This is a genomic window from Ottowia massiliensis, from assembly GCF_900240305.1.
GTDB classification, from domain to species: Bacteria; Pseudomonadota; Gammaproteobacteria; order Burkholderiales; family Burkholderiaceae_C; genus Ottowia; species Ottowia massiliensis.
In genome coordinates, this window is the sequence record NZ_LT964854.1 from 574,710 (window position 1) to 589,844 (window position 15,135).

Genomic DNA, 15,135 nt, shown 5'->3' on the forward strand with positions numbered 1-15,135 from the left:
AGAAAAACATGCACCTCAAGCAACGCCTGATCATCGCCTCAAGCCTGATCGCAGCCGCGCAAGCGCAAGCGGCCATCATCAACTTTGACGAGCTGAACTGCAACTACAGCAACGCCCGCACCGACTACACCTTTGCCGCAGGCTACGGCGGCCTGGTGTGGAACAACCTTGAGTGCGCCAATAACACCATGCAAGACCCGTTTGGCACCGGGCAATACCTGGGCTCCGGCTACACCGATGGCGCGCAAACGCCTCGCAATCTGGCCGTTGTGCCTTTCGAGCCGCCTGCAACGCCAAATGACGGGTTGACCGGCTCCATCACCGGCAGCGGCGGCAGGCGGTTTGACTTGCACAGTCTCTACATCACACCCGTCTGGCACAACAACCTGCAAGTCAAGATCACCGCCTCGCGCGCCGGCACGGTGGTTGATACACGGACCGTCACGCTTGCGGCGGGCAGCCCCACATTCCTGAACCTGAATTACAGCGACGTGGACAAGGTGGAGTTCGCGTCCCAGACAGGCACCGGCACACCGCACACACCCTATTTTTCGGGGCCATTCGGCATGAATTTCGTCGGGCGCATCTTCGCGCTGGACACGATCAGCATCACGCTGCGCCCCTTGCCGCAGCAGCCTGCCGCCGTGCCCTCCGCATCAACAGGCGCGCTGGCCGCCCTTTCAGGCGCTCTGGGCCTGGCAGGCGCATTGGCGGCGCGGCGGCGCAGGAACGTCACACGTCAAAAGCAAGAGCAAATTCACGAAGGGTAAAAACGGCTTTGGCGCAATTCGCGCTAAAAACCTGTTCGCAATCTTTTAAGCAAGAGAACCAACCATGCCGCTTGATTTTTTTGAAAACGGGTTCTCAGGGCTTGGCGCTGCTTCGCCGTTTTTCCAGTAGCCGCTGCCACACGTGCGGGGCCACGAACTGCTCGGCATCGCCGCCCAGCAGGGCGATTTCGCGCACGAAGGTGCTGCTGACGAACTGGTAGCGCGTGCCCGGCGTGAGAAACACTGTCTCCACCTCCGGCGCCAGCACGCCGTTCATGCCCGCAAGCTGGAACTCGTAGTCAAAGTCAGTGACCGCGCGCAGCCCGCGCACCATTGCCTTGCCGCCTTTGGCTTGCACGAAGTGGCTGATCAGCCCCTCGAACGGCTCCGCCCGCACGCCCGGCCATTGCCGGGCCGACGTCTGCGCCATCTCCAGCCGCTCTTCCAAGGTGAACAGGGTTTTTTTGTGATGGGCGATGGCCACGGCGATGATGACCTCGTCAAACAGCTCGCGCGCGCGGCGCGCGATGTCTTCATGGCCCAGCGTGATGGGATCGAACGTGCCGGGATAGACGGCGATGACAGGGCGGCTCATGGTTTTTCCTCCGTGGGCAGGGGCTTGCAGAACAAATGGGCATGCACCGCGCCCGCCTTCAGGTGGCGGCGCAGCGTGAATAAAGCGGCTTCGGGGCGGCCCTGCCATGAGACGTCTGCTTCCAGATAGACAAAGCCGCCAGGGCGCAAAGCCTTGGCGGCGGCGGCCAGTGCGGGCGCATACAGGCTGGCGGCGGCAAAAGGCGGATCGAGAAACACCACATCCAGGCTGCCCGCAGGCTGGCCGTGCAGGGCCGCCACGCCATCGCCGCGCAGCACCTGCACGGCGCTGGCCGAAAGGCGCTGCTGATGCTGGCGCAAGGCGGCGGCCAGCCGCGCGTCCTGCTCCACCAGCAGCACACTCTGCGCTCCGCGCGAGGCGGCCTCCAGCCCCAGCGCGCCCGTGCCCGCGAAGGCATCGAGCGCCCGCCAGCCCGCCAAGTCTTGCCCCAGCCAGTTGAACAGCGTCTCCCGCACGCGGTCAGGCGTGGGACGCAGGCCGGGCATGCCGGGCACGCCAAGGCGCGTGCGCTTCCATTGGCCGCCAATGAGCCGGATCTGGTGAGGGAGCGTGGACATGAGTGCAGCAGGCGTGAGCAAAACTTGGCCCGGCAGCATAGCCTTCCGCGCGGCAGAGCCGGGGGGACTTCTCCCCCAACAGCGCCAGATGGCATCAAAAACAGGAGCAAATTCAGGGCATCTGAAATGCCGCTTTGCGCAGTTTCCACTAGGACGTCATGCTCTTGTTTCAAGAGCTAATAATGGCCTGTCTTTAACCGCGTTCCTGCTGCTGCCTTTGGCTGTGGGCGGCGCTGGCGGCGTCTTCGGCTTCTCGCTCTTGCACGGCTTCTTGCGCCTGGCGGTGGGCGCGGCGGGTGTCGGTGACGAGGGTTTCAGCGGCATTGACGGCGGCGCTGGCGCGCAGCCAGGCCTGGCGGGCGCGCTCGCGGCTCTTGCGGGCTTCGTCGAGGGCTTCTTCGTCGTCCAGCATGGCGTATTCGGTGCGCTCGATTTGGTCGTCAAGGTCGGCCGTCATGGCGCCGATGTAGGCGGCCAGGCGGCCCAGGTCGGGGGCGCATTCATGGACGATGCGCTGGCTGAGCTGGCCGCGCTCTTCGCTCAGGCGGGCCAGGGCGGCGCGGCGGCGCTCCAGCGCTTCTTCAGCCTGAAGGAGGGCTTTGTCAGCTTCGTGCAGGGCGGCCAGGGCGGTGCGCTCGCGCAGCTGGCGCAGGCGGGCCAGCTGGCGGGCCTGTTCAAGCTGGCGGGGCAGGTCTTGGGCGCCGCTCATTCAGTCATTCAACCTGGATGTCGCGGCTGCGGGCGGAGGAGGCGGCAAAGCCTTGCATCTGGCCGATGGTGTCTTCAAAGGCGCTGGCTTCGTCGGGGCGCTGGCGCAGCAGGTTTTCAATGGCGGGCTGGGCGGCTATGGCGTCATCAGCCAGGGCGTCGCTGCCGGGGGCGTATTCGCCCACTTGCAGCAGGAAGCGGATTTCTTCGTGTTTGGCCATGAGCGCGCGCACGCGCAGGGCGGCCTGCTGGTGCTCGCGGCTGGTGACGCGGGTGAAGACGCGGCTGGCGCTGGCCAGCACGTCAATGGCCGGGTAGTGGCCAGCCTGGCCAAGCTTGCGGGAGAGGACGATGTGGCCGTCCAGAATGGAGCGGGTTTCTTCGGCCACGGGGTCGGTGTTGTCTTCGTCTTCGGCCAGCACGGTGTAGAAGGCGGTGATGGAGCCGTGGGCGTCGTTGCCGGCGCGCTCGAACAGGCGCGGCAGCTCGGCAAAGACGCTGGGCGGAAAGCCCCGGCGCACGGCTGGCTCGCCCACCGAGAGGCCGATTTCGCGCAGGGCGCGGGCGTAGCGGGTGACGGAGTCCATCATGAGCAGCACGCGCTGGCCCTGGGCGCGAAAGCCTTCGGCAATGGCGGTGGCGGTCTGGGCGGCGCGCAGGCGTTCCATCGCGGGGCGGTCGCTGGTGGAGACGACGACAACGGAGCGGGCCATGCCTTCGGGGCCGAGGCTTTCTTCCAGGAATTCGCGCACTTCGCGGCCGCGCTCGCCCACAAGGGCGATGACGTTGATGTCGCTGCGCGCCTGCCGCGCCAGCATGCCCAGCAGAGTGGATTTGCCGCCGCCGGCCATGGCGAAGACGCCCAGGCGCTGGCCTTCACCGACGGTGAGCAGGCCGTCAATGGCGCGCACGCCGGTGATGAAGGGTTTGTCAACCGGGGCGCGGTGCAGCGGGTTGGGCGGCTCGCTGTAGAAGGAGCGCAGGGGCACGCTGGCTGGCAGGGGCTGGCCATCGAGCGGTTCACCAAAGGCGTTGAGCACGCGGCCCAGCAGGGCTTCTCCCATGGGAATGAGGGAGGCGCGCTCCATGATTTCAACTTCGGCGCCCATCGAGATGCCTTGCAGGTGGCCCAGCGGCACGAGGATGGCTTCGTGCTCATGCAGGCCGACGACTTCGGCGCGCAGCGGAGTGGCGTGAGGGCGTGCAGGATCGCGGATAAGGCACTGCTGGCCAATGACGGCTTGCAGGCCGCTGACGCGCAAGGTGGTGCCAAAAGCCTGGGCCACGCGGCCACGGGCAACTTGGGGCTGCATGACGCGCAGGCCCTGGGCCAGGGCGTCATCAAACAGGGGGCGGGCGGTGTTGCTGCTCACGATTCGCGCTGCTGCTGCGCCATCTGGCGCGAGAGTTCAAGGGATTGGGCGGTGCGGTCGAGCACGGCCTCCAGCCCGGCGATGAGCGTGCCGGTGGGCGATTCAATGACGCATTCCAGCGGCCCCAGCCGCTCATCGGCCTGGCATTGCACGGGCAGGGCCAGCTGGCGGGCGGCCAGGCGGGTCTGCACAGGCTCCAGCATGCCGGGGGCCAGGCGCACGCGCACGCTTTGCGCGGGCACGACGTGCTCGAAAGCGCGCTCGGCCAGCGCGGCCAGCACGTCGGGCGGAGCGAGTTCAGCCGCCATGCAACGCACCATGGATGAGGCCAGGGTGACGAGCGCACCACGCAGTTCTTCGCGCTGGGCGGCTTGCTCGCGGGCGATTTTCTCCAGCGTGTCGCTCAATGCCTGCGCGCCGCTTTCCAGCGCCTGCGCGCGGCCTTGTTCCAGCCCTTCTTCGCGCCCCTGGGCGCGGGCTTCTTCGCAAGCCTGGGTGACTTGCTGCTCCTGCGTGGCCAACAGCTGGGTGAGACGCGCGGAAAGGGCCAGTGCGTCTTGCAGCGCAGGCAGCTCGCTGGCGGGCACGATGGGAGAAGTGGTGGCGATGGCGCCGGGGAAGGCGTCATCCAGGGCAAGCAGGTAGCTCATGAAGGGAGGTCAGGAAGCGGGCCGCCTTGCGCGGCTTATCGGGTGGCGGATTTTGAAGCGGCGGCTTGCGGGCCGCCTGCTTCATTCGTCATCGGCATTGCCTGCCTCTTCTTCGCCTTCTTCGCCTTCTTCTGGCGGGCTGGCAGGCTGGACGCAGCGCGCGGCTTCAGCCGTGCCGGTGTCAATGGCGCGGCGCGCCCAGTCGATGTGGGCGTCAAAAGCATGGTGCTGATTGACTTCAGGGGCGGGCCAGCCCAGTGCGGCGGGCATCAGGGCGCGCAGCGCGGCGGGCAGACCCCACAGCAGCAGGGCGCGGCCGCAAGACTGCAGTTGGTCAGCGCATTGGCTGGCTTCAGTCAGGCCGGGGCGCGGCGGAGCTGCATCAAGCTCCAGACCGCCGCTTTCGGCACGCAACAGGCGCTGGAGGCCGTCTTCGCCCAGCACTTCACACACGGCGGCCAGGCGCTTGCCGTCGATGCTGGCGCGCAGCGAATCAGCCAGCCACCACGCGCCAACGAAGGCAGCCAGGCGCTGGCGTTCGCCTTCGCTGGCGGTGGCCCAGGCGGGGCAGGCGTCAATCGTGCGCCAGCTCGCGCCCGTGCCCGCCAGCAGGCGGGCAGCCGCCAGGCGCTGGCGCCGCCGCCCGGCCATGCTGGCAAAAAGGGAAGGCTGGATGGCGTCTTCGGCGGGTTCAGCAAGCGTGTCGGTCATGGCAGTCGCAGGAGACCAAAAGGTGTCTGGGAACAATGGGCAAAGCCTGGCAAGCAGAGGGAAGTTCAGGCAAGGAAGAAGGCGTTTCTGCTCTTTCATTCATAGCACGTTCTCTCGATTGCACTAGGACCTTTCTCGTTTTGCGCCCCTGAAATTCGCTCCTCTTTTTGAAGAAGCAGCGCATTGGAAGAAAACGGCTCGCATGGCAGCCTAAAAACGAAGCCGCCAGCGCGGCACAGGCTTGGAGCCTGTGGCCTGGCCCGGAGGCTTCGTGTCTTCATGTCAAACAGCGAGCCACCCGGAACGCTCAGGAAGAATGCGCGGATTTGGACGGCGGGGGCGCCGAAGACGCCCTATTACGCACCGTTAAGGCATGGCCTGAACTGGCCGAACGCCGCTGGCGCCAACCCAGAAACCAGGCCAGCACAAGGGCGGCAACGCCCAGTCCTGCGCCAATGGCCACAACGGGCTTGAAGCTATCTGTTCCCCAGATGGAAGCAGGCGCGGGAGCCGCTGGCTTGGCTACGACGGGCATGGATTCTGCGGGAAAGAGAACGACGGTGACGTTGTCATAAGGCAAGCCCTCAATGGCATTGACCACCAGCGCCTTGATCTTGCCGACCTGCTGCGTCATGTCCAGCCCCGGACGGTGGCGGATGAAAACCGAAGCGGTGGCGGTTGCGGGCTTGTCTGACAGCGGATTTTTCTCAGGCACGGAGACATGCACGCGCGCCTGCAGCACGCCATCAATACTGGAGATGGTGTGGGAGATTTCCTGCGAAAGGGCATGCGTGAAGCGCGCGCGCTCTTCCAGCGGTGAGGAAACAAAGCCTTCTTTCTTGAAAACCTGACCCAGGGTGTCGAAGTTATCGCGCGGCAAACCGCTGTCGTGCAGGACTTCAACGGCACGGGAGAAATCACCCGGGTTGGTGGTGACCGTGAAGGTCTTGCCGTCCCGGGCTGCGACCTTGTCGGCTTTCACGCCAGCGATGCGCAGCACCGCCACCATTTCATTGGCTTGGCGCTCGCTGAGCTGGCCATACAGCTCCTGCTGGGAGCAGGCTGCCAGCAGCAGGGCCATCAAAGGTGCGCCTAGCCACCGCCAATGGGCGGCAGCCGGACGCGCCGGACGGGAAAGCGCGCGCATCACGCCTGTTGCCGGAACAGTTGCTGGAGGCCGTCAGACGTGCGGTTGGCCACGTTGGCGGTCAGCTGGCTGTGAAACAGGAATTCGTGGCAGCGCACGGTGAGCATGACCATCTCGCCGGGCGTGAGGTCATTGCCCGCAGCCATGGCACTTTCAGCATGCTTGGACAGCGAAGCCGCCTCGGCATTGATGTGCTCCAGCGGCCTGAACAGCGCCTGCATGGTTTCGGCGGCGGGCGCCGTGGCATGCGGGTGCAGCGTGCCATCAGCGCGAGCCAGCGCGTCGCTGAAGCCCGACAAGTCGGTCAGCGACACGCCATAGCCCGCCTGCACGGAAGCTGGCGCGCCGCCCGCGTTTTGGCTTGCGGCAAGCGCCTGCTCGGCTGGGATCAGGGATGACAGTGCATTCATGCGGTTTCTGCTCCCGGCCCTTACTGCTTGCGAGCCATCGTTTCGAGCGCCGTGCCCACAGATTGCAGCGAGGTATGGGCGCTGTTGGACATGAAGCCCATCTGTTGAGCCAGCGCCGTCATGCGGGTGATGTGTTCGGGACGGTCATTGCCTTCGGCCAGCTGATCGGACGCGACCTCGATCTCATTGGCCTTGGCATTGAGCGTCTTGCCCCAGGCTTCAGCCATGGCTTCATACCAGCTGGAGGACTTGCCGCCCGGACGTTGCGAGCCGGTCAGGGGCGAAGTCGCCAGCACGGACAGAGGGGATACGCTGTTGCTCATGTTGCTCTCCTTTGTGAGACAGGGACCTGAAGCATGAAACGCAATGACCGCCGGTCCAAGGAAACGGTCTGCGCCGGAAAAACAAAGAAAAAGCTCAGAAGGTTAGCTGGCTGATTTGCCCATCGCGCTCCAGCTGAACAAGATTGGCCTGAATGGCCTGGATGCGATGCCCGGTAGGCAACACTGCGCCCGTGAAGTAGCGCGTGCCATCTGCCGTGACCACATAGGCAGGGTCGCCAGGAACAATGGCCGCCACGCGCTTGCCAGGATCCGCCGCCACGGGAGAAGCCTTGGCTGCGGCAGGCGGCGCGTCATTGACGGACACCAGCTTGACCAGGCCTGGCACATCACGCCGTGCTACGGCTTCGGCACGCTGCAGGTTTTCAGTGTTGGCTTCGCGTGTGTGGACTTGCACAACGCCCGATCCGGCAGATTTGACCTGCGCCGCAATGCCATTGAGCCGGAATACTTCAGCCACGCCTTGCGTGACTTGTTCATTGATCCACGGCATGACACGGACGCTTCGCATGGAAGTGCGCGCCAAGGCTTGCTCCAACTCGGCGCGCTGGGTTTCCGAATTGAGATAGCCCGTGACAACAGGCTGACCGTCGCGGATTTCGACATCCAGAGTGGCATAGCCAAGGCGGTGCAGGCTCTGGCGCATCTGCTCTACCTGCTGGCCGGGTGTGCCTGGGTGGCGATCCATGGCCCAGCTCAAGGTCAGTGCGCCAGCCGAAATTGCCACCAGGGCCACGCCGCCCTGCAACAGGCGGCGCACCCAACGCGCGCTTGCTACGGCGGCAGGCTGCATCGGCTGCAAGGCATTGCCTTGCGTTTCAGCTGGCACAAGCGGCTGCGGGGTAGCGTTGCCAAACAGTGCGCCCCATTGCGGCGCGCCCACTTGTCCCACTGCCAGCTGCACGTCGCCCAGGGAAAACGGCACATACAGGCCCACAGCCATTTTCTGGCCTGCATCAATGCTGACTTCTTCTACCTGCGAGCTGCCGTTTTCCACCTGCAGCTCCAGCGCGGATTCGTCATCCAGCAAAGCGATCCGCGCGGCGGCGGCACTGTCCGCGCGCAGCACAACATCGCTGGCCCAGTCCTGTCCAATGCGCAACGGCGCACCTGGCTTGATCGGAAACGTGGCGCCACGCTGGCGGCCACTGAGAACGCGCAGTTCGTAAAGCAGGGGTGCTGTCATGCTGGAGCCTCTTGAGTTGGTAGAACGTCAGTAGGTTTGACCAATGGATGCTTCGCCGCTGGCGGGCATGAGGAACCTGGATTTCGGCGCGGCGGCCTCGTCCTTTTTCTCCTGCGCCGTATCCGGCTTGGGTTCAAGCTCAGGCATGGGAGGCGCCTGAACGGCGTTGCCAGGCCGCTGCGGCCCGACAGGAGCCGTACCGGACAAGGCGCGGCGCGCCGGAACCAGGCGGGGCGAAATCAGGAACAAGCGCTCCTTGTGTTCACCGCCGCGTTCGGTGGTTTTGAACAAGTTGCCCAGCACAGGAATATCCCCCAGGAAAGGCACCTTGGTGACGCCTTCACTGGACTTTTCGCGCGTCATGCCGCCGATCAGCAGACTCTCGCCCGCCATGATAAGCGCCTGGGTATTGATCGCCGAACGGTTCACCGTAGGCATGGTATCCACTGATCTCTCGAAGTCAAAATCTCCGTCTTCAATCTGCACCAGCAGCTTGATGCGAACGTCGTTGCCTTCCTTGAACACATGAGGCGTGACGCGCAGCGTCGTGCCAGCCTCTACGCGGAACAGATCCACTTCATTGCGGCCCTGCACCTTGACATAGAAACTCTTGGTTGTGTCATAAAGGGCTTCTACGTTGGAGAGCGTCATGATTTGCGGGCTGGATACAACGCGCGCTGCCTTCTGCTGCTGCAAGGCGTTGATACGCGCCACAAATTGATTACGTCCGCCCAGCACCAATGACAAGAACCCGCCAGTGCCTTGGGGCGTAATGCTGCCCGTTGCCGTGGTGCCATGCAGCAGGGTATCGCTGGCAGTGCCATTGCCAAACAGGAATGACGCGCGATCATCCGTCCAGCGCCAGTTGATGCCCAGCTCGCGCAAACGGTCGGTGTTGAGGTCGATGATGGTGGCCTCGATTTCTACGGCTTGCGGCTCCACGTCGAGCGATTTGATGAGTTCGTCGTAATACGGCAGCCGTTCGGGCGCGTCGCGCACGATGATGGCATTCAACCTCGCATCTGCCTCCACGCGAGCCTGCCCTGGCAGCGTAACCAGAGGAGCCAAGTCATTTCCCGTTTCGTTGAACGTCACATTGATGCCGCCCCCAGAACCCCATGCGCGCCGCACAGTGTCTGCCGACGCGAGCATAGGGCTGGCGCCTTCCGCCCCCAAAGTGCCTTGGTTGGCCATGCCTCGGCCACGCAGACCGGGCACGGTAGGACGCAGATATTGCTCACGCATGCCCAGCACCTGAGGTTGTGTCTGTGACGTCAGCAGCGAGCGCAGGATACTGGCCACGCCCGGAATCACAACCACCTTGCCGCCATACTGGGACGTTACGTCCTGTGCCCATGCATAGCGCAGGTAATAAACCTTGAAGCCCAAAGGAGCAAGTGCATCAGTCTGCTTCTTCTGTCCCGTGGCCAGTTCGTCAACCATTTCCACGAAACGCTTGGCGCCTGTGGCAATCAGGGAGCCGCCCTGCCCGACTCGCAGCGTATTGCGGCTATCGACCAACTGCATTTCCTGAGCTGTCTTGATAACCGTGCGCGCATTGTCACTACTCAAAGGAAAGGTTCGAGTAGAAATTTCACTGGGAGTGAAAACATGCACAACTGAGCCGTCGTAATAAGCCATCAGACCAAACGAGCGCAGGATGTTGTTGAACACGCGATCAGCAGGCCCCTGGAAGGTGCCATTGATAGCGCCACTGACGCCAGAGCTGACTGCCACAGGAATGTCTACTGCGCCAAAAAAATCCTGCAGAAAGGAAGCTACCGGCTGCTCCCGTGCCGTCATTTCAACCTGACGTCCTTCAAATGGAATAGATGCAGCCCATGCCGCTCCTGCGCCTGCCCAAGCTGCACCTGCCAGCGCCAGAGCGGCAGCCCAATGCCGGGCAGCATTGATCTTTGTTGCTTTTCCTTGTCGCATGAAACCCATGAACTCTCCTGTAAACATATGAAATCCAAACACGCGATCTTTATTTTACAAATATGCGCATTTGCTTATGAACCCGCTTCCAACAAGGGAGCGTCTTCCGTGCTGACGCGATGTAGCGCCTCCAGTTGCAGAGATGGCAGCAGCTCGTGGTAGCTCAGCACGGGAACATCAAAGCAGTCTTGCTCAATCAACTTGCGTACATGGCGGCGTATGTCCACAGCCGTCACGATCGCTGCAGGCTTGAAAACCTGCACCACATTCCGGAAGCGCGTCATCAGGCGCGACATTTCCAGCGGATCAAGCGCCAGCTGCTGCGCCCCGCCGTTATGCCGAATGGCATTCCTGAGCATTTCCTCCAGCGCCGGCTCAAGCAAGACAGCGCGCAAATGCCCTTCCGGCGCATAGCGATGCGAAATCTGGCGCTTGAGACCAATGCGTGTCAGCTCCGTTAGTGCATAAACGTCTTTTTCCCTCTGAGCGGTATCCGCCAAAGTCTCCAGAATATCCCGCAAATTGCGGATTGCCACCTCTTCCTCAACCAAGCGCCGCAATATCTCCGCCACGCGCGCCAAAGGCAAGGCCCGCAGCGTTTCCTTGACCACGTCAGGCAAATCAATGGCCGCACGGGTCAGCAGCAAATTGGCCTCCTGTGTACCCATGAACAAATTGACATGTCGACGTAAAGACTCGCGCACCTCATTCACCAGAGACGGTACCGTATCTTCCTGCTGCAATTCACCTTCCGCAATGGGCACTTCATAAGCCAGCAATCGCCAAACAGCTGGCTTGTCTTCATCTGGCCGCATGGCATGTACGTCTATGCGTGGCAGGCGCATACCCAAGTTCAACTGAAAATGATCAAGCACCCCCTCCAGTCCAGCCAGCAATGAATGGCTTTCCTGCGCATCAAGCCGTCCAACCGGCACTTCCAGCAACAAGGGCACTGTCGGGCGCACTTGCACGGCTTCTGCGCTCATCAACACTGGAGCCGTGGGCGAACGGCGCATGACTGCAGACAAGGTAGGTTGTGCCAGCTTTTCCCACCGCACCCGCAGCGAAGGCGTCAGCATGAAGCCTGCAGCAAAAAAAGCCAGCCCAAGCGCCATAAATACAACAGTCGGGAAACCTGGCACAGCCGAAAACAGCACGCACAAACCGCCGCCCATCAGCAGCACCCGTGGTTTGGCCGTGAGCTGGCGGCCAATGGCATCGCCCAAGTGCTTGTCATGTTCGTCATCCGTCGTGCGCGTAACCAGCAGACCGGCAGACATGGCGCCTAATAAAGCTGGAATCTGTGACACCATGCCGTCGCCAATGGTGAGAATGGAATATTTGACGGTGGCATCACTCAGCGTCATATCCTGCTGCAAAACGCCAATAGTCAATCCCCCCAGCAAATTGATAATGATGATGATGATGCCCGCAATGGCATCGCCCTTGACAAACTTCATGGCGCCGTCAAGGCTGCCATTCAGCTTGCTCTCGTTTTCCAGCATACGGCGGCGGCGGCGGGCCTCGTCCTTGTCAATCAAGCCTGAACGCAGATCGGAATCGATGGACATTTGCTTGCCAGGCATGGCGTCCAGTGAAAAACGCGCAGCCACTTCAGCCACGCGTTCAGAACCTTTGGCAATGACAATGAACTGCACCACCGTGATGATGAGAAACACCACCAGCCCCACCACCAGGTTGCCTCCCGCCACCATGTCCCCGAAAGTTTGAATAATATGTCCGGCCTCGCCATGCAGAAGAATCATGCGCGTCGTGGCAATTGATAATGCCAGCCTAAACAACGTACTGATAAGCAAAACACTGGGAAATACCGAAAACTCCAGTGGACTTGAAATATAAATTGCCAGCAGCAGAAGCAAAATGCCTCCGGAAATATTGACGGCAACCAGAATGTCAATAGCCCAATTAGGCAATGGCACGATCATCAATGCGATGATGGCCACAATGCCTGCTACCAAGGCTATATCGGTATATCGGGACAAGGGGCTGCCGCTTTTACTGTTGGCCGCAGCAGACTGGAAATAACTGGCAAGACTCACGGAGAAATCTCTCCCACTCACTGTGGCACAGCGGACTGGCTGGCCAAGCTGCGCAGCAACGCATATTCCGCCAAAACTTGGCGGACATATCCTTGGGTTTCACGATAAGGCGGAATCCGCCCGCCATAGCGCTCAACCGCACCCTCCCCAGCGTTATAAGCAGCCAAAACCAACGGCAGGCGATTATTGAAGCGCATTTGCAAAGTTTTAAGATAGCGGGCGCTGACAAGCAAATTAACCTGCGGGTCATGCAGCGCCTGCGCGCTGCTGACGCCAAAACGAGCGGCGGTAGGCACTATGACCTGCATGACTCCGCGCGCTCCGGCATGAGAAACCGCGCCTGTGTTATGTCTGGATTCGACGCGGGCAATAGCATGCAGAAGCAGCGGATCAATATCGTGAGCACGAGCAGCGCTGTCAATCAGCGGAGAAAGAGCGACAGCCGCCCCTGCGCCGCTAGAAGAAGTGCGTACCGTCACAGGTCCTGTTTGCCGGTATCGCCGATCCACACGTTGCTTGCCGAGCTTGGCTGGCGCAGCCAGTGCGCCGCTTGGCCCATTGAGCAAGGTGCGCTCGTATGCCGCCAGTTGCTCTGCTTGCGGCACGGGCGCAGCAGCAAGCCGCACATCGCATCCTCGCTCACGCGCGGCTTCCTCCCTCTGTGCAGGAGCGAGCAACTGATCCCACCCTGCCCCACATGACTTTTGTGAGGCTTCTTTTTGCTGTGGAACCGCAGCATTGGCCCCCGTCGCAACCAAGCAAGCCGCTAGAGTGGCGGCGCATCGCCACCATGTGCGATTGGCTCTGCTGGCTGTGTTGTGAAGTCCCTTCATATGGCAAGTGCACTTGATCTGAACATTGGAGTATTGCCGCTGGCGCTGGTTAGATTGCAACAAATTTCATGTGATTGTTATGTATGCGTATCAAGTTAAGCATCGATGTCACTGTGTCTTATGCGCAGTGAACGATAAGGCCGTCTCGGTCTGCCTCGTGCCCGGCTTCAGGCTTTTGTTGCAAAACAGTGGGCTTGAACCAACGGTATTCGTTACATCTACTTTGACGTCAGCAAGCTGATTCGAACAGACTATGCAGGCCTTGAAGCCACAAGCACAAGCGCCCGCCTTCTTCCTTCTTTAGCCTCTAGAGTTTCACGTATGTCCGGATCTGATGACAGCGGCGACAAAACAGAGAAGCCGACACCCAAAAAGCTTCAGGATGCCCGCAAAAAAGGAGATATCTCCAAAAGCAAGGATGTCACTTCCACCGCTGGCCTGCTGGTGCTGCTGGCGCTGGCGGCCATGGCCCTGCCGCTGGTAGGCGGCAGGCTTTCAGCGCTGGTAGATGCCAGTTTTGCCGTGGTGCATGAACCCTTCAGCGCGGCTGCCCCCCGGCTAGGATACATGGCCTTGCAAACGCTGCTGGTGCTGGTAGGGCTGGTGGCCATGCCTGTTGCCATTGTGGGCGTGCTGATCGAATTTCTACAGGCTGGCCCTGTGCTGACAATCGAAAAGCTCAAACCAAAAATGGAAAACATGAACCCCGCCAAGGGTTTCAAGCGAATTTTTTCCATGGACAACTTGGTGGAATTCGTCAAATCCATACTGAAAACTGCGGTCGTGGGAGTGATCGCGTGGCTGAGCATGAAGACCATCCTGCCTCAGTTGCCGGAGCTAGTGCACGGCGGCGCTCGCTCCATAGGATCAGCCCTGTGGAATGCGAGCTGGACGCTGGTAGCCTGGGCCGTCGGCTCATTTGTCCTGGTTTCCGCCATGGACGCCGCATGGCAGCGCTATTCATTCATGAAGAAAATGCGCATGAGCATGCGCGACATCCGCCAGGAAGTGAAAGATGCCGAAGGCGATCCGCACGTCAAGCAGCAGCGCATGCAAATCCAGCACGAATGGGCACAGCAAGGCGCTTCGCAGGCTGCCGCCAACGCGCACGTTCTGGTGGTCAATCCAACGCACGTGGCCATTGCCATCGACTATGACCGCGAACGCTGCCCGGTTCCCACCGTGATTGCCAAAGGCGAAGATGACGACGCCCTGGCCATGCGGCGGGCGGCAGCTGAATCCGGCGTGCCAGTGCTGCGCAACGTCAAGCTGGCGCGGCAACTGCTGGCTGATGTGGAAACGGGAGACATCGTTCCAGCCGAGCTTTTCGACATCATTGCCACCATCATCCTTTGGGCACAAGATGTGCGCAGGGAACTTAAAGCCATTGCCAGCGGTTTGATAAGCCCGCCCAGCGAAGAGCAAAAATCCAAGCGCCGCACGCCGCCTGGCGAAGACTTGACGGACTATGGCTACAGGCCGCAACCTGCTGCCGAAACGGATGAAGCCCAGCCAGGCCGCCGCCGCAAACGCCCGCGCCCCCCCATGCCCAAAACGGCCTGATCGCTCTTGTTCACAAAAGCTGTGCAGACCGCATGTGCTCGCCAGGAGTTCTGCTCACGGTCTGCTTGGCGAAATAGCTTCTCCAGCGGTTTCCAGCACACACCTGGAATTAGCCTCAAAGCGGGCTGGCGTAGTCGGCAGATGACGCATGACCTTCAAGCCAACTGCGCGCGCCCTCTCCTTCAATACGTCAGCAAAAACAGGAGCAAATACAAAGGTCAAAAATGCCGCTCCGCGCAGTTTGCACTAGGACGTATTGCTATCGATAAAAT

General features: G+C 61.6%; 15 protein-coding genes. 2 read left to right on the forward strand and 13 right to left on the reverse strand.

The window, feature by feature from the left end:
- Window positions 1-8: 8 nt before the first annotated feature.
- Window positions 9-770, forward strand: a complete 762-nt coding sequence (locus tag C1720_RS02540) for a hypothetical protein (protein WP_102283124.1) — start codon at window positions 9-11, stop codon at window positions 768-770.
- A 94-nt stretch (window positions 771-864) separates the two neighbouring features.
- Here the strand turns inward: C1720_RS02540 and coaD are convergent, their stop codons facing one another.
- The 13 genes from coaD to C1720_RS02605 form a co-directional block, all read right to left on the reverse strand.
- Complete coding sequence (coaD, locus tag C1720_RS02545; RefSeq protein ID WP_102283125.1) at window positions 865-1,365, reverse strand: pantetheine-phosphate adenylyltransferase; 501 nt, start codon at window positions 1,363-1,365, stop codon at window positions 865-867.
- Entirely contained in the window at window positions 1,362-1,943 is a 582-nt protein-coding gene (gene rsmD, locus C1720_RS02550; protein ID WP_233199761.1) for a 16S rRNA (guanine(966)-N(2))-methyltransferase RsmD, read from the reverse strand. Before rsmD ends, coaD begins: the two co-directional genes overlap by 4 nt.
- 193 nt (window positions 1,944-2,136) lie before the next feature.
- On the reverse strand, window positions 2,137-2,652 hold the full coding sequence (locus C1720_RS02555; protein ID WP_050715698.1) for a hypothetical protein: 516 nt from the start codon (window positions 2,650-2,652) through the stop codon (window positions 2,137-2,139).
- A 4-nt stretch (window positions 2,653-2,656) separates the two neighbouring features.
- On the reverse strand, window positions 2,657-3,964 hold the full coding sequence (locus tag C1720_RS02560; RefSeq protein ID WP_102284457.1) for a FliI/YscN family ATPase: 1,308 nt from the start codon (window positions 3,962-3,964) through the stop codon (window positions 2,657-2,659).
- Between the two features lie 56 nt (window positions 3,965-4,020).
- Complete coding sequence (locus tag C1720_RS02565; RefSeq protein ID WP_102283127.1) at window positions 4,021-4,674, reverse strand: FliH/SctL family protein; 654 nt, start codon at window positions 4,672-4,674, stop codon at window positions 4,021-4,023.
- An 81-nt stretch (window positions 4,675-4,755) separates the two neighbouring features.
- Window positions 4,756-5,385: a hypothetical protein gene (locus C1720_RS02570; RefSeq protein WP_102283128.1), complete on the reverse strand. Its 630-nt coding sequence runs from the start codon at window positions 5,383-5,385 to the stop codon at window positions 4,756-4,758.
- Between the two features lie 307 nt (window positions 5,386-5,692).
- Complete coding sequence (sctJ, locus tag C1720_RS02575; RefSeq protein WP_082203233.1) at window positions 5,693-6,532, reverse strand: type III secretion system inner membrane ring lipoprotein SctJ; 840 nt, start codon at window positions 6,530-6,532, stop codon at window positions 5,693-5,695.
- On the reverse strand, window positions 6,532-6,942 hold the full coding sequence (locus C1720_RS02580; protein WP_233199763.1) for a hypothetical protein: 411 nt from the start codon (window positions 6,940-6,942) through the stop codon (window positions 6,532-6,534). The genes sctJ and C1720_RS02580 overlap by 1 nt, the downstream gene beginning before the upstream one ends.
- A 20-nt stretch (window positions 6,943-6,962) precedes the next feature.
- Window positions 6,963-7,265: a hypothetical protein gene (locus C1720_RS02585; protein WP_050715693.1), complete on the reverse strand. Its 303-nt coding sequence runs from the start codon at window positions 7,263-7,265 to the stop codon at window positions 6,963-6,965.
- Between the two features lie 94 nt (window positions 7,266-7,359).
- Window positions 7,360-8,469 carry a SctD/MshK family protein gene (locus C1720_RS02590; RefSeq protein ID WP_146006838.1) on the reverse strand — a complete coding sequence of 370 codons (1,110 nt, stop codon included), beginning with the start codon at window positions 8,467-8,469 and terminating at the stop codon, window positions 7,360-7,362.
- A gap of 27 nt (window positions 8,470-8,496) precedes the next feature.
- Complete coding sequence (gene sctC, locus C1720_RS02595; protein ID WP_102283130.1) at window positions 8,497-10,434, reverse strand: type III secretion system outer membrane ring subunit SctC; 1,938 nt, start codon at window positions 10,432-10,434, stop codon at window positions 8,497-8,499.
- Window positions 10,435-10,481: 47 nt separating this feature from the next.
- Window positions 10,482-12,467, reverse strand: coding sequence for a flagellar biosynthesis protein FlhA (locus C1720_RS02600; protein WP_102283131.1), 1,986 nt, complete (start codon window positions 12,465-12,467; stop codon window positions 10,482-10,484).
- A 17-nt stretch (window positions 12,468-12,484) separates the two neighbouring features.
- Complete coding sequence (locus C1720_RS02605) at window positions 12,485-13,072, reverse strand: lytic transglycosylase domain-containing protein (RefSeq protein WP_158241612.1); 588 nt, start codon at window positions 13,070-13,072, stop codon at window positions 12,485-12,487.
- 549 nt (window positions 13,073-13,621) lie between these two features.
- Here C1720_RS02605 and sctU point away from each other — a divergent pair.
- Complete coding sequence (gene sctU / locus C1720_RS02610; protein ID WP_082203230.1) at window positions 13,622-14,863, forward strand: type III secretion system export apparatus subunit SctU; 1,242 nt, start codon at window positions 13,622-13,624, stop codon at window positions 14,861-14,863.
- Window positions 14,864-15,135 lie beyond the last annotated feature (272 nt).